The sequence below is a fragment of the Streptomyces sp. NPDC091281 genome, from assembly GCF_044757425.1.
Lineage (GTDB): Bacteria > Actinomycetota > Actinomycetes > Streptomycetales > Streptomycetaceae > Streptomyces.
The window spans coordinates 79877-104119 of record NZ_JBIVUY010000002.1 but is presented as its reverse complement, the minus strand read 5'-3'; the positions used below and the strand labels follow the sequence as shown (position 1 = coordinate 104119).

Genomic DNA, 24243 nt, shown 5'->3' with positions numbered 1-24243 from the left:
GTCGGGGTGGCGGGGAACAGTGCGATGGTCGTGGCCGGGCTCACCGCGGCGGCGCTCGCCACGGTCGGGGTCCTCGCGCTCCAGGCCTCCGCGGACGTCCCGGCGGACCTCGCGGGGGCGGACAGCCCGGCCGCGGCGCCGAAGGCCCCCCGCGACAGCCGTGACCCCGACGCGCTGCCCGCCGCCTCGGGCAAGGGTCCGCGGGTCGTGTACTCGGTGGACGACGACCGGGTGTGGCTGGTGGGCGCGGACGGCCGGGTCGGCCGGACGTTCCGGGTGACGCCGGGCAACGTGGACCCGCTGCCCGGGTCGTACGCCGTGACCTCCCGTTCGGGCGCCGTCACCGGCTCCGACGGCATCCCCATCGAGCACGTGGTGCGGTTCACCACCGTGAAGGGGCTGGCCGTGGGGTTCAGCTCGGTCGTCGACGGCGCGGCGACCGCGCCCGCCTCGGCCACGGAGGCGCCCCGGCGCACGGGCGGCATCCGGGCGGCGCGGGCGGACGGGGACGCGATCTGGGAGTTCGCGACGATCGGTCAGCGGATCGTCGTCATCCGCTGAGGGGGCGACCGGGCGGGACCACGCGGCCCGCACGGGCTTCTCGGCCCTCGCGGCCTTCTCTGCCTCCTCCGAACGGGTGAACCCGCCGGGGTGACCGGGGTGACCGGTAGGACCGTGGCGCCCAGGGTGACCAGGGTGCGCGGGGCGCCTGGGTCAGGCGGCTTCGCGGTGCTCGCGCGGCGTGCGCCGGTCCTGGGGCTCGGGGGCGCGCGGCGGGCGGGAGACCGCCTCGGCGGCGGCGCAGGAGGCCAGCAGATCGCGCATGGACACCCCGGCGACCGCCTGGGGCCGCCGCGGGGCCTGGGGCTCGGTCGGCGACATGGACGCCTCCTGGAGGGCCGGAGCAGGTCTGGTTAGGTAGACCTAACCAAGTACTGGGTACCATGTGAACACGCCCACGACACCGAGCGCAACATCTTGCCGACGTCTTGTCGGAACGTCGGCGGCACGCCGCCACGGCCCCCGCGGCCCCCGGACGCGCCGGAGCCCGCCGTCAGGACGACAGCGGGCTCAGGGGGCCAGGGACCCAGGGTCTCAGGCAGGCGGCGACGGGTGCGAGGTTCCGAGCGTGGACGTGAAGTGACCGCCCGCGGGCTCAGCCCTCCGACAGCGGGCTCAGGTCGGTGGCGGCCCAGCGGGCGCCCAGACCGGTGACGGTGAGATGGCGGACCTCGTCCGTGGTGTCGCCGACGGCACGGTGGATACGGATCTGGAGCCGCTGCTCCGTCAGCTCCTCGACCTTGCCCTCGCCCCACTCCACGACGATCACCGACTCGGGCAGCGACACGTCGAGGTCGAGGTCCTCCATCTCATCGAGCCCGCCGGACAGGCGGTACGCGTCGACGTGGACCAGCGGCGGACCCGCCACCAGCGACGGATGGACGCGGGCGATCACGAAGGTCGGCGAGGTGACCGCGCCCCGCACGCCGAGCCCCTCGCCGAGGCCGCGCGTCAGGGTCGTCTTGCCCGCGCCCAGCTCGCCGCTGAGCATGACGAGGTCACCGGCGCGCAGCAGGGCGGCCAGACGGCGGCCCAGCTCCCGCATCGCGTCCGGCGAGGTGACGACGAGGTCGAGGGAGACCGCCCCGGAGGCGTCCCCCGCCGGGCCGTCCCCGGCGCCGCCGCTCTCAGCCCTGTTGTGCGCTGCCCTGTTGTGCGCTGCCGCTGGTGCTTCCATAGCCACCCACGGTAGCCCCTGCCGGGACGGCGCCCGCGCGGGTCAGCAGGTCGGCGAGGCGGTCGGTGACGACCTCCGGGTGCTCCAGCATCACCAGATGCCCCGCGTCGGGCACCAGGACGAGTTCGGCGTCCGGGAGCAGGTCGGCGATGGCCTCGCTGTGCTCGCTGGGCGTGACCAGGTCCCCGATGCCCGCCAGCACCAGGACCGGGAGGTCGGCGAAGAGCGGAAGGGCCTCGGTCTTGTCGTGGTCGGTGAACGCCGGGTAGAACTCGGCGACCACGTCGATGGGCGTGCCCTCGATCATGCGTTCCGCGAACCGGGCGACCGCCGGGTCGACGTCGCGGGAGGCGAACGAGTACCGCTTGATGATCCCGGCGAACAGGTCGGCGGTGGCCCGGCGCCCCTTCTCCACCAGGGCGGCCTGCTGCCCGAGCGCCTTCAGCACGCCCGGCAGCACCCGCCGTACGGCGTTCACGCCCGCCGTCGGCAGACCGAAGTTGACCTCGCCGAGGCGCCCGGAGGAGGTGCCGACGAAGGCGGTGGCGACGACCCGCTCCCGGATCAGGTCCGGGTACTGGGCGGCCAGCGCCATGATCGTCATGCCGCCCATCGAATGCCCGACCAGCACCAGCGGCCCCTCGGGCGCGGCGGCGTCGATGACGGCCTTGAGGTCGCGGCCGAGCTGGTCGATGGTGAGGGGCTCGCCGTCGCGCAGCTGGGCGGCGCCGCGCGCGGAGCGGCCGTGGCTGCGCTGGTCCCAGTGCACGGTGCGCACGACGCCGCGCAGGGCGGCGCGCTGGAAGTGCCAGGAGTCCTGGGTGAGGCAGTAGCCGTGGCTGAAGACGACGGTGACGGGCAGCGGCGACTTGCGGCCGAACAGGCGGCGCCGCCGGGGCGCGGGGCCGCCCTCGGGTTCGGCGTCGTCGACCTCGTAGTACAGCTCGGTGCCGTCGTCGGCGACGGCCCGGCCGGGGGTGCCGCGCAGGGCGCCGTACGGGCCCGTCGAGTCCAGGGCCAGGCGGGCGCGGGCGCGCATGCCGCGGCCCACGGTCATCCGCTCCAGGGCGACCCCGGCGGCGGCGCCCGCGGCGATCACGCCTATCGCGGCGCCCGCGATGCCGGTCGCCCGGCGCCAGTTCCCGGCCGCCTCGGCGACCACGGCGGCGGACGCGACGGCCGCCGAGGCGACGTCCGCCACCGCCTCCGCGCTGCTCTCGCTCACGTACCGCTCCTCATCTCACCCGGGCGCCCGTCTGCCGCTACCCGTCTCGTCCGTCGTTCACACACCGCGGGACGCTCTACGGCGTCTCACCGACGTAGACGCGCGGGACGCGGGCACCGATGCGCGTGACGATCTCGTACGCGATGGTCCCCGCGGCCCGCGCCCAGTCCTGCGCGGTGGGTTCGCCGCGGTCGCCGGGGCCGAACAGGACCGCCTCCGCGCCGGGGGCGGGCTCGTCGCCGCCGAGGTCGACGACGAACTGGTCCATCGCGATCCGCCCCGCGGCCGTCCGCCACTTGCCGCCGACGAGGACCGGGCCCGCGCCCGAGGCGTGCCGGGGGACACCGTCCGCGTACCCGAGGGGGACCAGGCCGAGGGTGGTCTCGCCGGGGGTCGTGTAGTGGTGGCCGTAGCTCACGCCGTGGCCGCCCGGCACGTGCTTGACCAGCGCCAAGGACGCGGCGAGCGTCATCACCGGGCGCAGGCCGAGGTCGGCGGCCGAGCCGAGGTCGGGGCTCGGGGAGACGCCGTACATCGCGATGCCGGGGCGCACCAGGTCGAAGTGGGTCTCCGGCAGGGTCAGCGTGGCGGGCGAGTTGGCGATGTGCCGGACCTCGGGGCGTACGCCCCGCTGCTCGGCGTGCGCGACGAGTTCGCGGAACAGGGTGAGCTGCGCGGTGATCGACGGGTGACCCGGTTCGTCCGCGCACGCGAAGTGCGACCACAGGCCGGTGACCCGGAGCAGTCCGTCGCGCTCGGCGCGCACCGCCCCCGCGACCAGCTCCGGCCAGTCGGCGGGCTGGCAGCCGTTGCGGCCGAGGCCCGTGTCCGCCTTCAGCTGCACCCGCGCGGGACGGTCCGCGGCGCGCGCCGCGGCGACGACCTCGCGCAGCGCCCACAGGTCACTCACCGAGATGTCCAGGCCCGCCTCGACGGCCTCCCGCCACGGGTCGCCCGGAGTCCACAGCCAGCACATGATCCGTACGTCCGCCGGGAGGCCCGCGGCGCGCAGGGCCAGAGCCTCCTGCGGGGTGGCCGTGCCGATCCAGGTGGCGCCCGCGTCCACGGCCGCGCGGGCGCAGGGGAGGGCGCCGTGGCCGTATCCGTCGGCCTTCACCACGGCCATGAAGGCCGCCGCGGGGGCCTTCGCGCGGAGCGCGCGGACGTTGCCGCGGAGGGCGTCGAGGTCGATCTCGGCGCGGGCCCTGGCCGGGCGGGGGGCGGTGGGGGATTGTGCGGGTGCGGTGTCACTCATCGCGCCCAGTGTCGCAGAGCACCCCGCCCCACCCCACGAGCCGGGCCGGGGGTGGGGGGTTCGGGGGCGGGGGGTGCGCAGTTCCCCGCGCCCCCGAGGGGGGGTGGTGCGTCGGGTGCGGCCCGGTGGGGGTCATTCGCGCAGTTCCCCGCGCCCCTGAAAGACCTGGGTGCAGCCCTGTAGCTCGGCCGCGAGCCGGTGGGCCCCTTTCGCGCAGTTCCCCGCGCCCCTCAAAGACCTGGGTGCAGCCCGGTACCTCGGCCGCGAGCCGGTGGGGCCCTTTCGCGCAGTTCCCCGCGCCCCTCAAAGACCTGGGTGCAGCCCGGTACCTCGGCCGCGGGCCGGTGGGACCCCTTCGCGCAGTTCCCCGCGCCCCTGGGGTGGCCGGTGGTGCGGGCGGTACGTCGGCCACAGGCCCGTGGGGCCCTTCGCGCAGTTCCCCGCGCCCCTGGGGTAACCGGTGGTGCGGGCGGTACGTCGGCCGCGGGGCGGTGGGGGCTGGGTGCGGAGTTCTCCCGCGCCCGCCCCTCGAAAGACCTTGGTGCCGCCCGGTACCTCGGCCGCGGCCCGGTGACCCCTCCACCGAACGCCCAGCGCACCCACCCCAGGGGCGCGGGGAACTGCGCGACCAGCCACGACGGCGGAGCAGCCGCCCACAGCCCCTCACCCCCACCCACCCCTCAGGGGCGCGGGGAACTGCGCGAACGCCCCCCACCGGGCCCGCACCCGACCACCAGAAGGGGCGCGGGGAACTGCGCACCCAACCCCAGCCCCCACCGGGCCCGCACCGCGCCGCACCCCTCAGCCCCCGACCACATCCGCCCAAGCCCCCCGCACCGCCCCCGCGACCTCCCCCGCCCCCACGGGCGCCCCCCGCGCAGCCCGGCGGCCGGCCAGACCGTGGAGGTAGGCCGCCGCGCTGCCCGCGTCGCGGGGGGACAGGCCCGCGGCGAGGAGGGACCCGGCGAGGCCGGAGAGGACGTCGCCGCTGCCCGCCGTCGCGAGCCACGACGTCCCCGTGGGGTTGACCCGCACCGCCCCTCCCCCACCGTCGGCGACGACCGTCGTGGACCCTTTCAGCAGCACCGTCGCCCGGTACCGCCCCGCCAGTTCCCGGACGGCCGCCAGCCGCCCCGCCTCGACCTCCGCCCGCTCCACCCCGAGCAACGCCGCGGCCTCCCCGGCGTGCGGGGTCATCAGCGTCGGCGCCGCCCGCCCCCGTACCGCGTCCGCGTCGGCGAGCCGCAGCCCGTCCGCGTCGAGCAGCACGGGGACGTCGGTGGCGAGGACCTCGGCGACGGTCGCCGCGTCGTCCCCGGCGCCCGGCCCGACCACCCAGGCCTGGACCCGCCCGGCCCGCCGCGGCCCCCCGTCGGAGACCAGCACCTCGGGGAAGCGGGCGAGGACGGCGTCGCGGGCGGCGCCGACGTACCGTACGGCCCCGGCCCCGCCGTGCAGCGCTCCGGCGACGGCCAGCACGGCGGCGCCGGGGTACGTGGCGGACCCGGCGGCGACCCCGACCACCCCGCGCCGGTACTTGTCGCTCTCCGCCCCGGGCCGGGGCAGCAGCCGTGCCACGTCGGCGTGCTGAAGCGCCTCCAGCGCGGGCTCGGCGGGCAGGTCGAGGCCGATGTCGACGAGCCGTACCGTCCCGGCGTACTCGCGCGCCGGGTCGACCAGCAGCGCGGCCTTGTGGGTGCCGAAGGTGACGGTGACGTCGGCCCGCAGCACCGGCCCGCGCACCTCCCCGGTGTCGGCGTCGACGCCGCTCGGCAGGTCGACGGCGACGACGGCCGCGCCGGTCCGCGCCACCCGCTCGGCGAGCGCCGCCGCGTCCGCGCGCAGCCCGCCCCGTCCGCCGATGCCGACGACGCCGTCGAGGACCAGGTCGGCCCGGTCCACGGCGTCCCCCGCGCCGTCGGCCGGCAGGGTGCGCCCGCCCGCCCTGCGGAGGGCGTCGAGGCCGCCCGGGTGGGTGCGCTCGGGGGCGAGGAGGACGGCGGTGACGCCCGCGCCGCGCCGCGCGAGGCGGGCTCCGGCGTAGAGGGCGTCACCGCCGTTGTCGCCGCTGCCGACGAGCAGGACGATCCGGCGGCCGTACACCCGGCCCAGCAGGTCGGCGCAGGCGGCGGCGAGTCCGGCCGCGGCCCGCTGCATCAGGGCGCCCTCGGGCAGCCGCGCCATCAGGTCCCGTTCGGCGCTCCGCACCGTGTCCACGCTGTAGGCAGTCCGCATGGCTCCCAGTCTCACACCGGGCCGATCACCGGGCCCACCGGGCGGAGCGACGGGCCCCGCACTCAGCCCTCCGCGATCACCACCGCGGACGCCACGCCCGCGTCGTGACTGAGCGACACGTGCCAGCTGCGGACGCCCAGTTCGGCGGCGCGCGCGGCGACCGTGCCCCGCACCCGCAGCCGGGGGCGGCCGCTGTCCTCGACGTACACCTCCGCGTCCGTCCACAGCAGTCCGGCCGGTGCGCCGAGCGCCTTGGCGAGGGCCTCCTTGGCCGCGAACCGGGCCGCGAGCGAGGCGGGTCCGCGCCGCGCGCCACCGGGCAGCAGCAACTCGCTGTCCAGGAAGAGGCGTTGGGCCAGTCCGGGGGTGCGCTCCAGCGAGGCGGCGAACCGGTCGATCTCGGCCACGTCGATGCCGACGCCGATGATGCTCATGCCGAGCACCCTACGACCGCCCCCGCCTCCGGGCCCGCCCACCGGGGCCGCCGCCACCGCGGCGCCCGAGCCCACCGGGGGCGCTCCTCCCCGAGCCCACCGGGGGCGCTCCTCTCCGAGCGCCCCTCCCTCCCCGCCGGTCCCGCCTACTCCACCGTCACCGACTTCGCCAGGTTCCTCGGCTGGTCCACCTCGTTGCCGCGCGCGGTGGCCAGCTCGCAGGCGAACACCTGCAACGGCACCGTCGTCACCAGCGGCTGGAGCAGCGCGGGGGTGGCCGGGACGCGGACGAGGTGGTCGGCGTACGGGACGACCGCCTCGTCGCCCTCCTCGGCGATGACGATGGTGCGCGCCCCGCGGGCCCGGATCTCCTGGATGTTGGAGACGATCTTGTCGTGCAGCACCGACCGCCCGCGCGGCGACGGCACGACGACCACCACGGGCAGGTCCTCCTCGACGAGGGCGATCGGCCCGTGCTTCAGCTCTCCCGCCGCGAAGCCCTCGGCGTGCATGTACGCCAGCTCCTTCAGCTTCAGCGCGCCCTCCAGCGCCACCGGGTAGCCGACGTGCCGCCCGAGGAAGAGCACGGTGTCCTTGTGGGCGAGGGACCGGGCCAGCTCCCGGACCGGGCCCATGGTCTCCAGGACCCGTTCGACCGAGCCGGAGATGCCCGCGAGGTCCCGGACGACGGTCCGGATGTCCTCGCCGCCCTGGGTGCCGCGCACCTGCCCGAGGTAGAGGGCGACGAGGTAGCAGGCGACGAGCTGGGTCAGGAACGCCTTGGTGGAGGCGACGGCGACCTCCGGACCGGCGTGCGTGTAGAGCACGGCGTCGGACTCGCGCGGGATCGTCGAGCCGTTGGTGTTACAGATCGCCAGCACCCGTGAGCCCTGCTCGCGGGCGTGCCGCAGCGCCATCAGGGTGTCCATGGTCTCGCCGGACTGGGAGATGGCGATGACCAGGGACCGGGCGCCGAGGATGGGGTCCCGGTAGCGGAACTCGCTGGCCAGCTCCACCTCGCAGGGGATGCGCGTCCAGTGCTCGATGGCGTACTTGGCGATCATCCCCGCGTGGAACGCCGTACCGCAGGCCACGACGACGACCTTGTCGATCTCGCGCAGCGCGTCCACCGGGATGCGCACCTCGTCCAGGGTGAGGGAACCGGCCGCGTCGACCCGGCCGAGCAGGGTGTCCGCGACCGCCTTGGGCTGCTCGGCGATCTCCTTGAGCATGAAGTAGTCGTGGCCGCCCTTCTCCGCGGCGGAGGCGTCCCAGTCGACGTGGTAGGCGCGGGTCTCGGCCGGGGAGCCGTCGAAGCCGGTGACCGTCACCCCGTCCCGGCGCAGCTCCACCACCTGGTCCTGGCCCAGCTCGACGGCGGACCGGGTGTGGTCGATGAACGCAGCGACGTCCGAGGCGAGGAAGGCCTCGCCGTCGCCGACGCCGACGACCAGCGGCGAGTTGCGGCGCGCCCCGACCACCACGTCCGGGGCGTCCGCGTGCACGGCGACCAGGGTGAACGCGCCCTCCAGCCGCCGGCACACCAGCCGCATCGCCTCGGCGAGGTCGGCGGTGGCGGAGTACTCCTCGGCGAGCAGGTGGGCGACGACCTCGGTGTCGGTCTCAGAGGTCAGCTCGTGCCCGCGCGCGGCGAGTTCGGCGCGGAGCGGGGCGAAGTTCTCGATGATCCCGTTGTGGACGACGGCGACCCGGCCCGCGTTGTCGAGGTGCGGGTGCGCGTTGGCGTCCGTGGGTCCGCCGTGCGTGGCCCACCGGGTGTGCCCGACGGCCGTCGTCCCGGCCGGGAGCGGCCGTTCGGTCAGTTCCTTCTCCAGGTTGAGGAGCTTGCCCGCCTTCCGCGCGGCGGCGAGCCCGCCGTCGGCCGGCACGGCGACGCCCGCCGAGTCGTATCCCCGGTACTCCAGCCGCTTCAGCCCGGCCATCACGACATCGAGCGCCGACTGCGACCCCACGTATCCCACGATTCCGCACATGAGCGGCAGCGTACGGTGAACCCGTGCGCCGAAAGGGGCTCCACGTGCCCGATTTCGGAAATTCCCACGGGGATACGCACGGCGGAACGCATTGTTCCGGCGCGGGGGCGGCGCGAAACCGGGCGCGCCACCGGGTGTGCGGCGGGGTGCGCACCGGGCGGGGGGTGGGGTACGCACCGGGCGGGCGGCGGGGTGCGTGACGGACCCCACCCGCCATCACGTTCAAACTCCGTTAACAATGGACTGTGATCTCTCCGGTCTCCTCGATGCCCCGGAGCGCCCACCGGCACAGGCCGGAGGCGACTCCCTACGTCGACCTCACCCGCTCCGAGTGGAGCGCGCTGCGCGACAAGACGCCGCAGCCGCTCACCGCCGACGAGGTCGAGCAGCTGCGCGGCCTCGGCGACGTCATCGACCTCGACGAGGTGCGGGACATCTACCTCCCGCTCTCCCGCCTCCTCAACCTCTACGTCGGCGCCACCGACGGTCTGCGCGGCGCCCTCAACACCTTCCTCGGCGAACAGGGCTCGCAGTCGGGCACCCCGTTCGTCATAGGGGTCGCCGGGTCCGTCGCCGTCGGCAAGTCGACCGTGGCCCGGCTCCTCCAGGCGCTGCTGTCGCGCTGGCCGGAACACCCCCGCGTCGAGCTGGTCACCACCGACGGTTTCCTGCTGCCCACGCGGGAGCTGGAGGCCCGCGGCCTGATGTCCCGCAAGGGCTTCCCCGAGTCGTACGACCGCCGCGCCCTGACCCGCTTCGTCGCCGACATCAAGGCCGGCAAGGACGAGGTCACCGCCCCGGTGTACTCCCACCTGATCTACGACATCGTCCCCGACCGTCGCCTGACCGTCCGCCGCCCGGACATCCTGATCGTCGAGGGCCTGAACGTCCTCCAGCCCGCGCTGCCCGGCAGCGACGGCCGCACGCGGGTCGGCCTGGCCGACTACTTCGACTTCAGCGTGTACGTCGACGCCCGCGTCGAGGACATCGAGCGCTGGTACCTCAACCGCTTCCGCAAGCTGCGCGCGACGGCCTTCCAGGACCCCGACTCCTACTTCCGCCGGTACACCCAGGTCGCCGAGGAGGAGGCCCTCGCGTACGCCCGCACGATGTGGCGGACCGTCAACAAGCCGAACCTGGTGGAGAACATCGCCCCCACGCGGGGCCGGGCCACCCTCGTCGTCCGCAAGGGCCCGGACCACAAGGTGCAGCGGCTGAGCCTGCGCAAACTGTGACGCCGGTGCCGGTGCGCGCCCCGGCGCCTGTTAGATAGGCGGCATGCTGCACCTGCGCCTCATCACCCCGGCCGAGCGGACCGACGCCGCGGTCCGCCTGATCGAGAACACGGTCGGCACCACCCACCTGGTGGTGCTGCCGGGCGCCGCCCGCGACCCGGCCGGGGACGTCGTGACCTGCGACGTGGCCCGCGAGGCGGCCGACGGGCTGCTGCGCGGGCTGCGCGCGGAGGGCCTGGAGGAGAGCGGCGCGATCACGCTGGAGGACATCGACCTGACTCTGTCGACGCGCGCCGACCGGGCCGAGAGGGACGCTCCGGGCGAGGGCGTCGACGCGGTGCTGTGGGCCCAGTTGTCGAAGGCCACCCACGAGGAGTCGACGCTCTCCTTCACCTACCTGGCGTTCCTCACCCTGGCGACGATGATCGCGGCGTGCGGCGTGGTGATCGACAACGCGATCCTGATCGTGGGCGCGATGGCGGTCGGCCCGGAGTTCGGTCCGCTGACGGGTGTCTCCACGGCGATCGTGCGCCGCACGCCGAGGCTGGCGCTGCGCTCGCTGATCGCGCTGCTGGTCGGGTTCGCGGTGGCCATGGCGGCGACGGTGGCGTTCAGCCTCTTCATGGACGCGATCGACCTGTTCAGCAGGGCCCAACTGGACGCGGACCGCCCCCAGACGGCGTTCGTCTACGCCCCCGACGCGTTCTCGGTGATCGTGGCGGTCCTGGCGGGCATCGCGGGCACCCTCTCCCTGACCTCGGCCAAGTCGGGCGCCCTGGTCGGCGTGGCCATCTCGGTCACCACGGTCCCCGCCGCCGCCAACGCCGCCGTCGCCTTCAGCTACGGCGACACCGCCCAGACCCGCGGCTCCTCCGAGCAACTGCTCCTCAACCTGGTGGCCATCATCGCCGCAGGCACCCTGACCCTCCTGGCCCAGAAATACTTCTGGACCTACAAGGCAACGCACCGCCCGTGACCGACCCCCGAAGGGGCGCGAGGAACCGCGCACCTGGCAATAACCCGGGCACATCTCAACGAACCCGAAGGGGCGCGGGGAACCGCGCACAGCTCCCGTCCCCCGGGCACAGTTCGACGAACCCGAGGGGGCGCGAGGAACCGCGCACTCAGGAGAGAACCCCCCGCACCCCCCACCCCACCAGGCAACGCCCCCCGCCCTACCCCAACGCGGACTTCACGACATCGGCCAACCGCCCCGCGACAGCCCGAGCCTGGTCGATGTCCGCCGCCTCCACCATCACCCGCACCAACGGCTCCGTCCCGGACGGCCGCAGCAGCACCCGCCCGGTGGACCCCAGCTCCCGCTCCGCCTCACCGACCGCCGCCGCCAGCTCCGCGGAACTCCCCACCCGCGACCGGTCGACGTCCGGCACGTTGATCAGCACCTGAGGCAGCCGCTCCATCACCCCGGCCAGCTCCCGCAGCGACCGCCCGGTCTGCACGACCCGCGCGGCCAGCATGAGCCCGGTGAGCGTGCCGTCGCCGGTCGTGGCGTGGTCGAGGATGATGACGTGCCCGGACTGCTCACCGCCGAGCGCGTACCCGTGCTGCTTCATCTCCTCCAGCACGTACCGGTCGCCGACGGCGGCCTGCACCAGCGCGATGCCCTCCCGCTCCAGCGCCAGCTTGAAGCCGAGGTTGGACATGACGGTGGCGACGACGGTGTCCGAGCGCAGCACCCCGCGCTCGCGCATGTCGAGGGCGAGGACGGCGAGGATCTGGTCGCCGTCGATCTCCTCGCCGGTGTGGTCGACGGCGAGGCAGCGGTCGGCGTCCCCGTCGTGGGCGATGCCGAAGTCCGCGCCGTGCTCGACGACGGCGGCCTTCAGCTGGCCGAGGTGGGTGGAGCCGCATCCGTCGTTGATGTTGAGCCCGTCGGGCTCGGCCCCGATGGTGATGATCTCGGCCCCGGCGCGTGCGAACGCCTCGGGCGAGACCCGCGCGGCGGCGCCGTGCGCCTCGTCCAGCACGATCCGCAGTCCGTCGAGCCGGTTGGGCAGTACGGCGACGAGGTGGGCGACGTACCGGTCGAAGCCCTCGTCGTACGTGCGGACCCGCCCGACGCCCGCACCGGTCGGCCGGTCCCAGGGGGCGCCGGTGCGGTGCTCCTCGTAGACGGACTCGATGCGGTCCTCCAGCTCGTCGGCGAGCTTGTGACCGCCGCGGGCGAAGAACTTGACGCCGTTGTCGGGCATGGCGTTGTGGCTGGCGGACAGCATCACGCCGAGGTCGGCGCCGAGGGAGCCGGTGAGGTAGGCGACGGCGGGCGTCGGCAGCACGCCGACCCGCAGGACGTCCACTCCGGCGCTGGCGAGACCGGCCACGACGGCCGCTTCGAGGAACTCCCCGGAGGCGCGCGGGTCCCGCCCGACGATCGCGACCGGCCGGTGGCCCTCGAAGGTGCCCGCCTCGGCCAGTACGTGCGCCGCCGCGACGGAGAGACCGAGCGCCATCTCGGCGGTCAGATCCGCGTTGGCGACACCGCGGACGCCGTCCGTGCCGAAGAGTCGTCCCACTTGTCCTCCTGAGGAAGCATCAGTTGCGTACGTCGTGCGGCGCGTCGGTCGGTCGCGGCGGCTCCCGCGTACAGGCATATGACGCCTGGAACATCCGATCACACAAGCCTTTGAGCACCTTGTGCCGTTATACGCCCACGGCTGCGAGAAAACGAACGCCCCGGCGGCACTGTGGCGTGCCGCCGGGGCGTTCGGAGTACGACGGGTGGGGCCCGATGGGGGCCCGCACCCGGTACGAGCAGGCAGCGAAGCTTAACGCTTGCTGTACTGCGGAGCCTTGCGGGCCTTCTTGAGACCGGCCTTCTTGCGCTCGACCGCGCGGTCGTCGCGCTTGAGGAAGCCGGCCTTCTTGAGGGCGCCGCGGTTGTTGTCCACGTCGGCCTCGTTCAGCGCGCGGGCGACACCGAGACGGAGCGCACCGGCCTGACCGGAGACACCGCCACCGGCGATGCGGGCGACGACGTCGTAACGGCCTTCGAGCTCCAGGACCTTGAAGGGCTCGTTGACTTCCTGCTGGTGCACCTTGTTGGGGAAGTAGTCCTCAAGGGTGCGCCCGTTGATCTTCCACTTGCCGGAGCCCGGGACGATCCGGACGCGGGCGATGGCGTTCTTGCGACGGCCCAGGCCGGCGGCCGGCTGCGGGTCGCCGAAGCGGGAGGCGAGGGACTCCGAGGTGTACTCACCCTCGACGGGGACCTCGGACTCGGTGGTGTAGCTCTCGATGTCGACGAGCTCGGTCTCTTCGAGCGGCTGCTCGGCAGTGGTCTCGGCCACGGTTCTCCTCAGATTCTCTTCAGCTTGGGGCGGTGTGGCCGGAACTACTGCGCGACCTGGGTGATCTCGAACGGCTGCGGCTGCTGCGCGCCGTGCGGGTGCTGGTCACCCTTGTAGACCTTCAGCTTCGAGAGCATCTGACGGCCCAGCGTGTTCTTCGGGAGCATGCCCTTGACGGCCTTCTCGATGGCCTTCTCGGGGTTCTTGTCCAGCAGCTCGTCGTAGCGGACGGAGCGCAGACCACCCGGGTAGCCGGAGTGGCGGTACGCCATCTTCTGGGTCCGCTTGTTGCCGGAGAGGTGCACCTTGTCGGCGTTGATGATGATGACGAAGTCACCGGTGTCGACGTGAGGGGCGTAGATCGGCTTGTGCTTGCCGCGCAGGATGGAGGCGGCGGTGCTGGCGAGACGGCCCAGGACGATGTCCTGAGCGTCGATGACGTGCCACTGGCGCGTCACATCGCCGGGCTTGGGGCTGTACGTACGCACGGTTCGTAGCCTTCGCTTCGAGTGAGTGGTCCTGACAAGGTCACCGAAGACGATCACGACAGCCCTGACCGCACTGCGGTGACGCATACCGCGTGCAGGTCGCTGGTCATCGGCCCGGGGACCGGTGTAAGGGCCCGTCCCGTGAGAATGAGCAAGCCAATACACAACGAAGATGCAGGATACCTGCGGTGGCTCGGCCGGGTCAAAACGGGTGGCTGCCTGCCGGGGTCCCTGCTGCTTCCTGGCCAGTGTACGTGGCCGTCGTTCCGGGGGCCGCCGCCCCCGGACCCCCGCCGCCGGCCCTCAACGGGCCTCGTCCGCCGACGCCGGACGGGCCGGATCGGCGTGCTGAACGTGGTGGCCCGCGCCACACCGCCGCCCCCGCCTGCGGGAACGCCGCACCAAGGGCCCGGAGATGTCGTCGTTTGCCCGGACTCATGCCGTGAACGGAGGGGAGCGCGGGGGTGGTTGGGGCGGGGCGGCACCCCTTGCGCCCCGTCTAAGATGCGGCCCATGAGCTATGGGCAGGGGGGACCTCCGTCCCAGTGGGACCCCTGGAAACCGAACTCCCAGCAGCCGTGGACGGACGGTTCCACGGATCCTTCGCCTGACTGGGCCGCGCTCGCCGAGCAGTCGGAGACGCGCAACAAGCGGCGCCGGCTGCTGCTGATCGGCGGCGGTGTGCTCGCGACGCTCGGGGTCGGCACCGCCGTGGCCATGGCCGTCGCGGGGTCGGGCGGCGACGCGACCGCCAACCGCCCGACGTCCTCACTGCCCGCGACCGGCGACCTGCCGAGCGTGTCCAGCACGCCGTCCTTCGACCCGACGAGCGCCCCGCCGCCGCTGGACCCGAAGGAGTTCGTCGCGTCCAAGGCGAAGGACACCGCGCCGCTCGCGCCGGACATCCTGTTCCCGGGCACCCAGCTGACGATGGGGTCGACGGTCTACAAGAAGGCCGCGAAGGCGGACTCCACGAACTGCACGACCGGCTCCCAGGGCACCCTGCCGAAGGTCCTCACCGCCAACGACTGCACCCGCCTGATGCGCATGACGTACGTCAAGGACGGCATCGCGGTGACGGTCGGCGTGGCCGTGTTCGACACCGAGGCGCAGGCGCTCAAGACGAAGAGCCAGTCGGACAAGAGCAGCATCGTGAAGGCCCTCGCGGGCGACGAGGTGAAGTCGTTCTGCAAGGGCGCGATCTGCCGCTCGACGACCAACTCCTACGGCCGGTACGCCTACTTCACGATCAGCGGGTTCACCGACGGCAAGGACGTGACCACCAAGGACACCGCGGTCTTCACCGCGGGCGACGACCTGGCGGAGTTCGCGTTCCAGCAGATCCGCCGCCGCGGTGAGGCCCAGGCGTCGGCCGCCGCCGACAAGTGACGTACCTCCCGGACAAGTGACGTACGTCCCCGACGCGTGACGCACGCCGGGAACGGGCTCAGCAGCAGCCCGCTCCCGGCAGGGTCCGCTTGTTGCGGGCCTCCTTGCTGCGCGCGGCGAGCAGCTCGTCGGCCGGGTAGCCGACCTCCTCCAGCGTCAGGCCGTGCGGCCGGACCACATGCACCGCGGAGTCCCGCACCCCGGCGGCGAGCACCGTGCCGGGCCACTCCGGGCCCCGGTGCCCGTCCCCCACGAACAGCAGCGCCCCGATGAGCGAGCGCACCATGTTGTGGCAGAACGCGTCGGCGCGGACGGTCGCGGTGACGATCCCGTCGTCGCCGCGGACCAGGCTCAGCTCCTGGAGGGTGCGGATCGTGGTCGCGCCCTCGCGCTTCTTGCAGTACGCGGCGAAGTCGTGCTCCCCGAGCAGCCGCGCCGCGGCCTCGTTCATGGCGTCGACGTCGAGCGGCCAGTCGTGCCACAGGACGTGCCCGCGCAGCAGCGGGTCGACGCCGCCCGGGTTGTCGGTGACGCGGTAGGCGTAGCGCCGCCAGACCGCCGAGAACCGGGCGTCGAAGCCCTCCGGGGCCTCCCGCAGCGCCCAGACCCGCACATCGCGCGGGAGACGGCCCGCGAGCCGCTTCAGCAGCTTCTCGTGGTGCTCGGCCCACACGGCGGACGGCAGGTCGACGTGCGCGACCTGGCCGCGCGCGTGCACCCCCGCGTCGGTGCGCCCGGCCACGGTCAGCTCGTACGTCTCCCGGGACCGGGTGACGGTCCGCAGCGCGTCCTCGATCTCGCCCTGCACGGTCCGGCGGCCCCCGGCCTGCTTGGCCCACCCGGAGAACTCGCTCCCGTCGTACGACAGGTCCAGCCGTACCCGCACGGCACCGGGCTCCACTTCGTCACTCACCTCTGGCACCTCTGGTTCCTCCGGTCCTCTCCACGCGATCCCTCGGCACGCGAGAACGGGCCCGCCCCACAAGGGGGCGGACCCGTTCAGGGCGCGGCAGAGCCTCAGGCGTCCTTGGACTCCTCGTCGGCGGGCTTGGCGTCCTCGACGACCTCGTCGGCCGGGGCCTCGACGGCCTCGTCCTTCTTGAGGGCGTCTTCCTTGACCGCGCGCTTGGTGGCGGCCTCGGCTTCGCCGGTCGCCTCCTGCGCCACGGTCAGCGCCTCCACCAGCTCGATGACGGCCATGGGCGCGTTGTCGCCCCGGCGGTTACCGATCTTGGTGATGCGGGTGTAGCCACCCGGGCGGTTCTCGTAGCGCGGGCCGATCTCGGTGAAGAGCGTGTGCACGATGCTCTTGTCCGTGATCACCTGGAGCACCTGACGGCGGTTGTGAAGGTCGCCCTTCTTCGCCTTGGTGACCAGACGCTCGGCGTACGGGCGCAGGCGGCGGGCCTTCGCCTCGGTGGTGGTGATGCGGCCGTGCTCGAAGAGCGACTTCGCCAGGTTGGCGAGGAGCAGCTTCTCGTGCGCGGCGCTGCCGCCCAGACGGGCACCCTTGGTGGGCTTCGGCATGATGACTCTCCTGTGTGTCTGCCCCGGCCGTGTCAGGTACCGGGGTCAGTATCCGAGCAGACGGTCGCCTGTCGGAGATCCAGGCCCCCCGGAAGGGGCCTGGAGGTCCAGCTGGTGGTTCTGGTGGTGCGGGTCCCGCTCAGTACTGCTCGGTCTCCACGAACCCGGCGTCCGCGTCGTCGTCGGCGCCGAAGGCGTCGGCGGCGGCGGTCGGGTCGAATCCGGGCGGGCTGTCCTTGAGCGCGAGGCCCATGCCGGCCAGCTTCGCCTTGACCTCGTCGATCGACTTGGCGCCGAAGTTGCGGATGTCGAGCAGGTCCGCCTCGGAGCGGGCGACCAGCTCACCCACGGAGTGGATGCCCTCGCGCTTGAGGCAGTTGTACGAGCGGACGGTCAGCTCCAGCTCCTCGATCGGCAGGGCCAGATCGGCGGCGAGAGCGGCGTCCGTCGGGGACGGGCCCATGTCGATGCCCTCGGCGTCGATGTTCAGCTCGCGCGCGAGACCGAACAGCTCGACCAGGGTCTTGCCCGCGGAGGCCATGGCGTCACGGGGACGCATCGCCTGCTTGGTCTCGACGTCGACGATCAGCTTGTCGAAGTCGGTGCGCTGCTCGACACGGGTGGCCTCGACCTTGTACGTGACCTTGAGCACCGGCGAGTAGATGGAGTCGACCGGGATACGGCCGATCTCCTGGCCGACCTGCTTGTTCTGCACGGCGGAGACGTAGCCGCGACCGCGCTCGACGGTCAGCTCCATCTCCAGCTTGCCCTTGCCGTTGAGCGTGGCGAGGACGAGGTCGGGGTTGTGGACCTCGACACCGGCCGGGGGCGCGATGTCGGCGGCGGTGACCAGACCCGGGCCCTGCTTGCGCAGGTACATCACCACGGGCTCGTCGTGCTCGCTCGACACGACCAGCTGCTTGATGTTGAGGATCAGGTCGGTGACGTCCTCCTTGACGCCCGGCACGGTGGTGAACTCGTGCAGCACGCCGTCGATGCGGATGGACGTGACCGCCGCACCCGGGATCGAGGACAGGAGGGTCCGGCGGAGGGAGTTGCCGAGGGTGTAGCCGAAGCCCGGCTCCAGCGGCTCGATGACGAACCGGGAGCGGAACTCGTCGACGACCTCTTCGGTCAACGAGGGACGCTGAGCGATCAGCATGTTCGTTTCCTTCAGTCAGGGACGCCCGCTATTTGACGTCCTACTGGTACTGCAAGGGTACGGGCGGCACGCCCCCGAGGGGACGTACCGCCCGAAACCCTGAGAGCGACCGTGTGACGACGTGCGTCAGACGCGGCGGCGCTTGGGCGGACGGCAGCCGTTGTGCGGGGTCGGGGTGACGTCCTGGATGGAGCCGACCTCGAGGCCCGTGGCCTGGAGGGAGCGGATCGCGGTCTCACGACCGGCGCCCGGACCCTTGACGAACACGTCGACCTTGCGCATGCCGTGCTCCTGCGCGCGGCGGGCGGCCGACTCGGCGGCCATCTGCGCGGCGAACGGCGTGGACTTGCGGGAGCCCTTGAAGCCGACGTGGCCCGCGGAGGCCCACGAGATCACGTTGCCGGCCGGGTCCGTGATGGACACGATCGTGTTGTTGAACGTGCTCTTGATGTGCGCCTGGCCGTGCGCGACGTTCTTCTTTTCCTTGCGGCGCACCTTCTTGGCAGCGCCCTGACGACCCTTGGGGGGCATCTGTTTCTCCTACAGGGAGGTGGTCGGTCCTACAGCGAAGACCGCTGGAACGGCGAGTCCGCTGCGGACTACTTCTTGCCCGGCTTCTTCTTGCCGGCGATGGCGCGACGCGGGCCCTTGCGGGTGCGGGCGTTGGTGCTGGTGCGCTGACCGCGGACGGGCAGGCCACGACGGTGGCGCAGACCCTGGTAGCAGCCGATCTCGACCTTGCGGCGGATGTCGGCCTGGACCTCACGGCGGAGGTCACCCTCGGTCTTGATGTTGGCGTCCACGTACTCGCGGATCGCGACGAGCTGCTCCTCGGAGAGGTCGCGAACGCGGGTGTTGGGGTCGACGCCGGTCGCAGCCAGCGTCTCCTGGGAGAGGGTCCGGCCGATGCCGAACACGTAGGTGAGGGCGACCTCCACGCGCTTGTCGCGCGGGATGTCAACACCGGAAACGCGTGCCATTCAATGGCTCCTGGTGATCTTCGGAGGTCTTCCGCAGAACCGGCTCCCAGTCGCCGTACGAGGTACGAACTGGGTCCCCGGCCTCCGACCCGGGGGTGTCAGACGCCGTCGGCCGAAGCCGCCGCCCGTCTGGGTTCCGCCTATGAACATATTCAGCTCGCGTCGCGCGAAGTCTCTGCGATGTCGATGCAGAGGGTGTGACCTAGTGCGATCAGCCCTGGCGCTGCTTGTGGCGCGGGTTCTCGCAAATGATCATGACCCGACCGTGACGGCGGATCACCCTGCACTTGTCGCAGATCTTCTTGACGCTCGGCTTGACCTTCATGGGATGTGAGGTTCTCCGGGTCAGTTGCCGGCCGCCCCGCGCGCGGACGCACGGAACCTGGGCAAGATCTACTTGTAGCGGTAGACGATCCGGCCACGCGTCAGGTCGTACGGAGAGAGCTCCACCACGACCCGGTCGTCAGGGAGGATGCGGATGTAGTGCATACGCATCTTGCCGCTGATGTGTGCCAGAACCTGGTGGCCGTTCTGGAGCTCGACCCTGAACATGGCGTTGGGAAGAGACTCGACGACAGTGCCCTCGATCTCGATGGCACCTTGCTTCTTGGCCACGCTTCGCCCTTCGAATCGACTACCTTGATCGACTCCTGGGCGTCCCCGGCAGGGGAGCATGCAGACATGCGGGTGCACAAGAGCCGACGAGTCAGTCTACGTCAGCGCACCCGGAAACACGAATCCGGGTAAGTCTCCCCCGCACAGCTGATCCCTAAGCCCAGACAGCCCGCCCAGCCTCAGCCGAGGGGATCGGCCGCGGCCACCACCCCGTGCTCAGCCAGCTTCGCCCGACCCCCGTCGGGAGACGTCAGCACGAGCGGACCCTCCTCCGTCAGCGCGACGGAGTGCTCCCAGTGCGACGACCAGGTCCCGTCCGTCGTGATGACGGTCCACTCGTCCTCCAGGACCTCCGTCCGCGGCGTCCCCAGCGACACCATCGGCTCGATGGCGAGGCAGAACCCGGGCACCAGCTTGGGCCCCTTCCCCCGCCGCCGGTCCACGTAGTTCAGCAGATGCGGGTCCATGTGCATCTCGGTGCCGATGCCGTGGCCGCCGTAGTCCTCGATGATCCCGTACCGCCCGCCGCCGGGCTTCGGCTGGCGGCGGATGTACGTCTCGATCGCGCGCGAGACGTCGACCAGCCGGTTGCCCTGCTTCATGGCCGCGATCCCGGCCCACATCGACTCCTCGGTCACCCGCGACAGCTCGATCAACTCGGGCGCGTGCCCGGAACCGACGAAGGCGGTGTACGCCGCGTCGCCGTGCCAGCCGTCGACGATCGCGCCGCAGTCGATGGAGATGATGTCGCCGTCCTTGAGGACGACCTTCTCGGAGGGGATGCCGTGGACGACGACCTCGTTGGCCGAGGTGCAGATCGTCGCCGGGAAGCCGCCGTACCCGAGGAAGTTGGACTTGGCGCCGTGGTCGGCGAGGACCTTGCGGGCCACCTCGTCGAGGTCCTTCGTGGTGGCCCCCGGCACCGCCGCCTCCCGCGTCGCCGCGTGGATGGCGGCCACGACCAGCCCGGCCTCCCGCATCTTCGCGATCTGCTCCGGGCTCTTGATCTGCACCATGGGGGGCCTGCGCTCTCCGTCACTCGGGTCGGTGGCCGCCGTCGGACACGACGGGTCTTCTCCGTACACACCTGCTACGTACACAACAGTACGGCCGTGGTGTCCCGGGGGACCCCACGGCCGTACCAGGGCCGACGCTACTGGCCGTCGTCCTCGCGCTTCAGGGCCGCCAGCGCGCGGGCGGTGACCTCGTCCACCGGGCCCATGGCCTCGATCGTCACCACCAGGCCCTGGGCCTTGTAGTAGTCGATGATGGGCTCGGTCTGCGTGTGGTAGACCTCCAGGCGCGTACGGACGGTCTCCTCGGAGTCGTCGTCGCGCTGGTACAGCTCACCGCCGCAGACGTCGCAGACACCGTCCCGCGCGGGCTTCTTGTAGGACACGTGGAAGACGTGGGCGGAGTCGTTACGGCAGATGCGCCGGCCGGCGATCCGCTTGACGACCTCCTCCTCGGGGGCCTCCAGGTCCAGTACCGCGTCCAGCTCGATGCCCTCGGTGCTGAGCAGCTCGTCCAGCGCCTCGGCCTGCGAGACGTTGCGCGGGAAACCGTCCAGCAGGAAGCCGTTCTCGGCGTCCGGCTGTTCCATGCGGTCCTTGGCCATGGCGATGGTGACCTCGTCCGGGACGAGGTTGCCGGCGTCCATGTAGGACTTGGCGAGTTTCCCGAGATCCGTCTGCTGGCTGATGTTGGCGCGGAACAGGTCACCGGTGGAGATGTGGGGTACGCGCAGCTTCTCGGCAAGACGAGTGGCCTGCGTGCCCTTACCGGCACCGGGCGGCCCGACGAGGACGATTCGCATCAGCGGAGGAACCCTTCGTAATTGCGCTGCTGGAGCTGGCTCTCGATCTGCTTCACCGTCTCCAGACCGACACCCACGATGATGAGGATGCTGGTGCCACCGAACGGGAAGTTCTGGTTTGCCCCGAAACCGGCCAACGCCATCGTCGGCACGAGAGCGATCAGGCCCAAGTACAGCGAACCCGGCCAGGTGATCCGGTTGAGTACGTAGCTCAGGTACTCAGCGGTCGGTCGGCCAGCCCGGATGCCCGGGATGAAGCCACCATACTTCTTCATGTTGTCCGCGACTTCCTCGGGGTTGAACGAGATGGCCACGTAGAAGAACGCGAAGAAGACAATCAGGAAGAAGTAGAGCGTGATGTGCGCGGGGGCCGCCGTGTCGGCGAGGTTCTGGGTGATCCAGGTCGCCCAGCCCGCCTGCGAGCTGGAGAACTGCACGATCAGCGCCGGGATGTACAGCAGCGACGAGGCGAAGATGACCGGGATGACACCGGCCTGGTTCACCTTCAGCGGGATGTACGTCGACGTGCCGCCGTAGGACCGGCGGCCGATCATGCGCTTCGCGTACTGGACCGGGATGCGGCGCTGGGCCTGCTCGACGAAGACCACCAGGCCGACCATGACCAGGCCGACGAGGATGACGGTGCCGAACTCGATCCAGCCGTCCGCCAGGGTGCCCTGCTTCTTGATGGCCCACAGCGCGGAGGGGAAGGTGGCGGCGATCGAGATGAACATCAGGATCGACATGCCGTTGCCGATGCCGCGGTCGGTGATCAGCTCACCGAGCCACATGACGACGGCCGTACCGGCGGTCATGCAGATGACCATCGTGATCGTGGTGAAGATCGCGCGGTCCGGGACGATCTGGCCGGCGACGGAGCAGCCGGAGAAGAGGGCGCCGCTGCGGGCGGTGGCCACCAGGCCGGTGCCCTGCAGGATGGCGAGCGCCACCGTCAGGTAGCGGGTGTACTGGGTGATCTTCGCCGTGCCGGCCTGGCCCTCCTTCTTGAGGGCTTCGAGGCGCGGGATCACGACGGTCAGCAGCTGGAGGATGATGCTGGCCGTGATGTACGGCATGATCCCCAGCGCGAAGATGGTGATCTGCAGCAGCGCGCCGCCGCTGAACATGTTGACCAGACCGAAGAGGCCCTGGTTGCCGGATGCCTCGTCGACGCAGGTCTGGACGCTCTTGTAGTCGACACCGGGGATCGGGACGTGCGTACCGACCCGGTAGACCACGATGATGCCGAGCGTGAAGAGCAGCTTCTTGCGCAGGTCGGGCGTCTTGAACGCTCGGGCGAACGCGGTGAGCACGGTGCCTCCTGCGACCCCCGCGCGTCTGCGTCAAGGGTGACGGTGTTGAGATTCCAATAGATCAACGACATGTGTAACGGTCGACCGCCGCCCAAGGTGCCCCATCGGAGGCACCTTGTGAAAGAGGGCAGTGCAGGTCACCTTACCGGCGGCACCGCCGCCCTAGGAACGACCAACCGGGGATACCCCTTTTGTGGGGTATCCCCGGCTGGGATCGCTCAAGTCATCGGGACGCCTGTGGTGTTCAGACGAGCTCGGTGACGGTACCGCCGGCGGCGGTGATCTTCTCCTTGGCGGAACCGGAGACGGCGTCGACCGTCACCTGCAGCGCCACGGAGATCTCGCCCTGGCCGAGGACCTTGACGAGGCTGTTCTTGCGCACGGCACCCTTGGCCACGAGACCCTCGACCGTGACCTCGCCACCCTCGGGGTAGAGCGCGGCCAGCTTGTCGAGGTTCACGACCTGGTACTCGGTCTTGAACGGGTTCTTGAAGCCCTTGAGCTTCGGGAGACGCATGTGGAGGGGCATCTGCCCACCCTCGAAGCGCTCCGGAACCTGGTAACGGGCCTTGGTGCCCTTGGTGCCACGACCGGCCGTCTTACCCTTGGACGCCTCACCACGACCGACACGGGTCTTCGCGGTCTTGGCGCCCGGGGCGGGACGGAGGTTGTGGATCTTGAGCGGGTTGTTCTCCGCCATGATCAGTCGACCTCCTCGACCGTCACGAGGTGGCGGACGGTGTGCACCATGCCGCGGAACTCGGGGCGGTCCTCCTTGACGACCGTGTGCCCGAGGCGCTTGAGGCCCAGGGAACGCAGGGTGTCACGGTGGTTCTGCTTGCTGCCGATGTAGGACTTCGTCTGCGTGATCTTCAGCTGAGCCATCACGCACCCGCCCCGGCCCGCGCACGCAGCAGGGCCGCGGGAGCGACGTCCTCGAGGGGCAGACCGCGGCGGGCCGCGATCTCCTCGGGACGCTGCAGGCCCTTGAGGGCCTCCACGGTCGCGTGCACGATGTTGATCGCGTTGTCGGAGCCGAGCGACTTCGACAGCACGTCGTGGATGCCGGCGCACTCGAGCACGGCACGCACCGGGCCACCGGCGATCACGCCGGTACCGGGGGACGCCGGCTTGAGCAGCACGACACCGGCCGCCTTCTCACCCTGGATCGGGTGCGGGATGGTGCCCTGGATACGGGGGACCTTGAAGAAGTGCTTCTTGGCCTCCTCCACACCCTTGGCGATGGCGGCCGGCACCTCCTTGGCCTTGCCGTAACCGACACCCACGGTGCCGTCACCGTCGCCCACCACGACCAGCGCGGTGAAGCTGAAGCGACGACCACCCTTCACAACCTTGGCGACACGGTTGATCGCGACGACGCGCTCGACGTACGCGGTCTTCTCGGCGGCAGCTGCGCCGCCGTCACGGCCCTTCCGGTCCCGCCGCTCGCCGCCACCGGCACCGCCACCGCGGCGCTGGGGTCCAGCCATTGGAATTACCTCTCTCTGTCTCCGCTAGCTACGGAACCA

Annotated in this window: 27 protein-coding genes; 4 read left to right on the top strand and 23 right to left on the bottom strand. The window is 71.7% G+C overall.

All coding sequences use genetic code 11. From position 1 onward, the window contains the following. Window positions 1-6 precede the first annotated feature (6 nt). On the top strand, window positions 7-561 hold the full coding sequence (locus ACIQPQ_RS04995; protein ID WP_383773853.1) for a hypothetical protein: 555 nt from the start codon (window positions 7-9) through the stop codon (window positions 559-561). A 153-nt stretch (window positions 562-714) separates the two neighbouring features. Here the strand turns inward: ACIQPQ_RS04995 and ACIQPQ_RS04990 are convergent, their stop codons facing one another. From ACIQPQ_RS04990 to glmS, 7 genes are all read right to left on the bottom strand, one after another. After that, a complete protein-coding gene (locus ACIQPQ_RS04990; protein ID WP_383773851.1) occupies window positions 715-882 on the bottom strand; it encodes a hypothetical protein in 168 nt (55 codons plus the stop codon). 274 nt (window positions 883-1156) lie between these two features. Then, complete coding sequence (tsaE, locus tag ACIQPQ_RS04985; RefSeq protein ID WP_401299818.1) at window positions 1157-1738, bottom strand: tRNA (adenosine(37)-N6)-threonylcarbamoyltransferase complex ATPase subunit type 1 TsaE; 582 nt, start codon at window positions 1736-1738, stop codon at window positions 1157-1159. Continuing rightward, window positions 1689-2963, bottom strand: coding sequence for an alpha/beta fold hydrolase (locus tag ACIQPQ_RS04980; protein ID WP_401299815.1), 1275 nt, complete (start codon window positions 2961-2963; stop codon window positions 1689-1691). Before ACIQPQ_RS04980 ends, tsaE begins: the two co-directional genes overlap by 50 nt. 76 nt (window positions 2964-3039) lie before the next feature. Further along, window positions 3040-4218, bottom strand: a complete 1179-nt coding sequence (gene alr, locus ACIQPQ_RS04975; RefSeq protein WP_401299812.1) for an alanine racemase — start codon at window positions 4216-4218, stop codon at window positions 3040-3042. A gap of 801 nt (window positions 4219-5019) precedes the next feature. Further along, entirely contained in the window at window positions 5020-6453 is a 1434-nt protein-coding gene (locus tag ACIQPQ_RS04970; protein ID WP_401299809.1) for an NAD(P)H-hydrate dehydratase, read from the bottom strand. 62 nt (window positions 6454-6515) lie between these two features. Further along, window positions 6516-6887 carry a holo-ACP synthase gene (locus ACIQPQ_RS04965; RefSeq protein WP_383773841.1) on the bottom strand — a complete coding sequence of 124 codons (372 nt, stop codon included), beginning with the start codon at window positions 6885-6887 and terminating at the stop codon, window positions 6516-6518. A gap of 146 nt (window positions 6888-7033) precedes the next feature. Further along, window positions 7034-8881 (bottom strand): glutamine--fructose-6-phosphate transaminase (isomerizing), encoded by a 1848-nt coding sequence (gene glmS, locus ACIQPQ_RS04960; RefSeq protein WP_401299806.1) that lies wholly within the window; start codon window positions 8879-8881, stop codon window positions 7034-7036. Between the two features lie 266 nt (window positions 8882-9147). Between glmS and coaA the strand changes: the two genes are divergently transcribed. Both coaA and ACIQPQ_RS04950 read left to right on the top strand, forming a co-directional pair. Then, window positions 9148-10116, top strand: a complete 969-nt coding sequence (coaA, locus tag ACIQPQ_RS04955; protein ID WP_383773911.1) for a type I pantothenate kinase — start codon at window positions 9148-9150, stop codon at window positions 10114-10116. 43 nt (window positions 10117-10159) lie between these two features. After that, the gene (locus ACIQPQ_RS04950; protein WP_401299803.1) at window positions 10160-11092 is read left to right on the top strand and encodes a DUF389 domain-containing protein; all 933 of its coding nucleotides are present in this window, start codon (window positions 10160-10162) and stop codon (window positions 11090-11092) included. Between the two features lie 199 nt (window positions 11093-11291). On the opposite strand, the gene glmM is transcribed toward ACIQPQ_RS04950, so the two are convergent. From glmM to rplM, 3 genes are all read right to left on the bottom strand, one after another. Further along, the gene (glmM, locus tag ACIQPQ_RS04945) at window positions 11292-12650 is read right to left on the bottom strand and encodes a phosphoglucosamine mutase (protein WP_383773835.1); all 1359 of its coding nucleotides are present in this window, start codon (window positions 12648-12650) and stop codon (window positions 11292-11294) included. A gap of 252 nt (window positions 12651-12902) precedes the next feature. After that, window positions 12903-13424 carry a 30S ribosomal protein S9 gene (rpsI, locus tag ACIQPQ_RS04940; RefSeq protein WP_383773833.1) on the bottom strand — a complete coding sequence of 174 codons (522 nt, stop codon included), beginning with the start codon at window positions 13422-13424 and terminating at the stop codon, window positions 12903-12905. A 44-nt stretch (window positions 13425-13468) separates the two neighbouring features. Further along, entirely contained in the window at window positions 13469-13912 is a 444-nt protein-coding gene (gene rplM / locus ACIQPQ_RS04935) for a 50S ribosomal protein L13 (protein WP_189718044.1), read from the bottom strand. A gap of 513 nt (window positions 13913-14425) precedes the next feature. Between rplM and ACIQPQ_RS04930 the strand changes: the two genes are divergently transcribed. Continuing rightward, on the top strand, window positions 14426-15301 hold the full coding sequence (locus tag ACIQPQ_RS04930) for a hypothetical protein (RefSeq protein WP_383773830.1): 876 nt from the start codon (window positions 14426-14428) through the stop codon (window positions 15299-15301). Between the two features lie 58 nt (window positions 15302-15359). On the opposite strand, the gene truA is transcribed toward ACIQPQ_RS04930, so the two are convergent. From truA to rpsE, 13 genes are all read right to left on the bottom strand, one after another. Next, window positions 15360-16214: a tRNA pseudouridine(38-40) synthase TruA gene (gene truA, locus ACIQPQ_RS04925; RefSeq protein WP_401299797.1), complete on the bottom strand. Its 855-nt coding sequence runs from the start codon at window positions 16212-16214 to the stop codon at window positions 15360-15362. A gap of 104 nt (window positions 16215-16318) precedes the next feature. After that, complete coding sequence (gene rplQ, locus ACIQPQ_RS04920; RefSeq protein ID WP_401299794.1) at window positions 16319-16828, bottom strand: 50S ribosomal protein L17; 510 nt, start codon at window positions 16826-16828, stop codon at window positions 16319-16321. A 139-nt stretch (window positions 16829-16967) separates the two neighbouring features. Then, the gene (locus ACIQPQ_RS04915; RefSeq protein WP_003966937.1) at window positions 16968-17990 is read right to left on the bottom strand and encodes a DNA-directed RNA polymerase subunit alpha; all 1023 of its coding nucleotides are present in this window, start codon (window positions 17988-17990) and stop codon (window positions 16968-16970) included. Window positions 17991-18116: 126 nt separating this feature from the next. After that, window positions 18117-18521: a 30S ribosomal protein S11 gene (gene rpsK, locus ACIQPQ_RS04910; protein ID WP_010354218.1), complete on the bottom strand. Its 405-nt coding sequence runs from the start codon at window positions 18519-18521 to the stop codon at window positions 18117-18119. 68 nt (window positions 18522-18589) lie between these two features. Further along, window positions 18590-18970 carry a 30S ribosomal protein S13 gene (gene rpsM, locus ACIQPQ_RS04905; protein ID WP_383773824.1) on the bottom strand — a complete coding sequence of 127 codons (381 nt, stop codon included), beginning with the start codon at window positions 18968-18970 and terminating at the stop codon, window positions 18590-18592. A 211-nt stretch (window positions 18971-19181) separates the two neighbouring features. Next, on the bottom strand, window positions 19182-19295 hold the full coding sequence (rpmJ, locus tag ACIQPQ_RS04900) for a 50S ribosomal protein L36 (RefSeq protein ID WP_004984509.1): 114 nt from the start codon (window positions 19293-19295) through the stop codon (window positions 19182-19184). A gap of 68 nt (window positions 19296-19363) precedes the next feature. Further along, window positions 19364-19585 (bottom strand): translation initiation factor IF-1, encoded by a 222-nt coding sequence (infA, locus tag ACIQPQ_RS04895; protein ID WP_004927214.1) that lies wholly within the window; start codon window positions 19583-19585, stop codon window positions 19364-19366. A gap of 179 nt (window positions 19586-19764) precedes the next feature. Further along, a complete protein-coding gene (gene map / locus ACIQPQ_RS04890; RefSeq protein ID WP_383773822.1) occupies window positions 19765-20601 on the bottom strand; it encodes a type I methionyl aminopeptidase in 837 nt (278 codons plus the stop codon). Between the two features lie 137 nt (window positions 20602-20738). Beyond that, window positions 20739-21401, bottom strand: a complete 663-nt coding sequence (locus ACIQPQ_RS04885) for an adenylate kinase (RefSeq protein ID WP_401299791.1) — start codon at window positions 21399-21401, stop codon at window positions 20739-20741. Next, entirely contained in the window at window positions 21401-22714 is a 1314-nt protein-coding gene (gene secY, locus ACIQPQ_RS04880; protein WP_383773818.1) for a preprotein translocase subunit SecY, read from the bottom strand. The genes ACIQPQ_RS04885 and secY overlap by 1 nt, the downstream gene beginning before the upstream one ends. A gap of 244 nt (window positions 22715-22958) precedes the next feature. Continuing rightward, complete coding sequence (rplO, locus tag ACIQPQ_RS04875) at window positions 22959-23414, bottom strand: 50S ribosomal protein L15 (protein WP_067018996.1); 456 nt, start codon at window positions 23412-23414, stop codon at window positions 22959-22961. A 2-nt stretch (window positions 23415-23416) separates the two neighbouring features. After that, complete coding sequence (gene rpmD, locus ACIQPQ_RS04870) at window positions 23417-23599, bottom strand: 50S ribosomal protein L30 (protein WP_383773815.1); 183 nt, start codon at window positions 23597-23599, stop codon at window positions 23417-23419. Then, window positions 23599-24204: a 30S ribosomal protein S5 gene (rpsE, locus tag ACIQPQ_RS04865; RefSeq protein WP_009190144.1), complete on the bottom strand. Its 606-nt coding sequence runs from the start codon at window positions 24202-24204 to the stop codon at window positions 23599-23601. Before rpsE ends, rpmD begins: the two co-directional genes overlap by 1 nt. Between the last annotated feature and the right edge of the window lie 39 nt (window positions 24205-24243).

Excerpts from the sequence above, each read along its gene's own strand:
- ACIQPQ_RS04990 (WP_383773851.1), bottom strand. The coding sequence starts at position 882 with ATGTCGCCGACCGAGCCCCAGGCCCCGCGGCGGCCCCAGGCGGTCGCC.
- tsaE (WP_401299818.1), bottom strand. The coding sequence starts at position 1,738 with ATGGAAGCACCAGCGGCAGCGCACAACAGGGCAGCGCACAACAGGGCT.
- alr (WP_401299812.1), bottom strand. The coding sequence starts at position 4,218 with ATGAGTGACACCGCACCCGCACAATCCCCCACCGCCCCCCGCCCGGCC.
- ACIQPQ_RS04970 (WP_401299809.1), bottom strand. The coding sequence starts at position 6,453 with ATGCGGACTGCCTACAGCGTGGACACGGTGCGGAGCGCCGAACGGGAC.
- ACIQPQ_RS04965 (WP_383773841.1), bottom strand. The coding sequence starts at position 6,887 with ATGAGCATCATCGGCGTCGGCATCGACGTGGCCGAGATCGACCGGTTC.
- glmS (WP_401299806.1), bottom strand. The coding sequence starts at position 8,881 with ATGTGCGGAATCGTGGGATACGTGGGGTCGCAGTCGGCGCTCGATGTC.
- coaA (WP_383773911.1), top strand. The coding sequence starts at position 9,148 with ATGCCCCGGAGCGCCCACCGGCACAGGCCGGAGGCGACTCCCTACGTC.
- ACIQPQ_RS04950 (WP_401299803.1), top strand. The coding sequence starts at position 10,160 with ATGCTGCACCTGCGCCTCATCACCCCGGCCGAGCGGACCGACGCCGCG.
- ACIQPQ_RS04930 (WP_383773830.1), top strand. The coding sequence starts at position 14,426 with ATGAGCTATGGGCAGGGGGGACCTCCGTCCCAGTGGGACCCCTGGAAA.
- rplQ (WP_401299794.1), bottom strand. The coding sequence starts at position 16,828 with ATGCCGAAGCCCACCAAGGGTGCCCGTCTGGGCGGCAGCGCCGCGCAC.
- ACIQPQ_RS04915 (WP_003966937.1), bottom strand. The coding sequence starts at position 17,990 with ATGCTGATCGCTCAGCGTCCCTCGTTGACCGAAGAGGTCGTCGACGAG.
- rpsK (WP_010354218.1), bottom strand. The coding sequence starts at position 18,521 with ATGCCCCCCAAGGGTCGTCAGGGCGCTGCCAAGAAGGTGCGCCGCAAG.
- rpsM (WP_383773824.1), bottom strand. The coding sequence starts at position 18,970 with ATGGCACGCGTTTCCGGTGTTGACATCCCGCGCGACAAGCGCGTGGAG.
- rpmJ (WP_004984509.1), bottom strand. The coding sequence starts at position 19,295 with ATGAAGGTCAAGCCGAGCGTCAAGAAGATCTGCGACAAGTGCAGGGTG.
- map (WP_383773822.1), bottom strand. The coding sequence starts at position 20,601 with ATGGTGCAGATCAAGAGCCCGGAGCAGATCGCGAAGATGCGGGAGGCC.
- ACIQPQ_RS04885 (WP_401299791.1), bottom strand. The coding sequence starts at position 21,401 with ATGCGAATCGTCCTCGTCGGGCCGCCCGGTGCCGGTAAGGGCACGCAG.
- rplO (WP_067018996.1), bottom strand. The coding sequence starts at position 23,414 with ATGGCGGAGAACAACCCGCTCAAGATCCACAACCTCCGTCCCGCCCCG.
- rpmD (WP_383773815.1), bottom strand. The coding sequence starts at position 23,599 with ATGGCTCAGCTGAAGATCACGCAGACGAAGTCCTACATCGGCAGCAAG.
- rpsE (WP_009190144.1), bottom strand. The coding sequence starts at position 24,204 with ATGGCTGGACCCCAGCGCCGCGGTGGCGGTGCCGGTGGCGGCGAGCGG.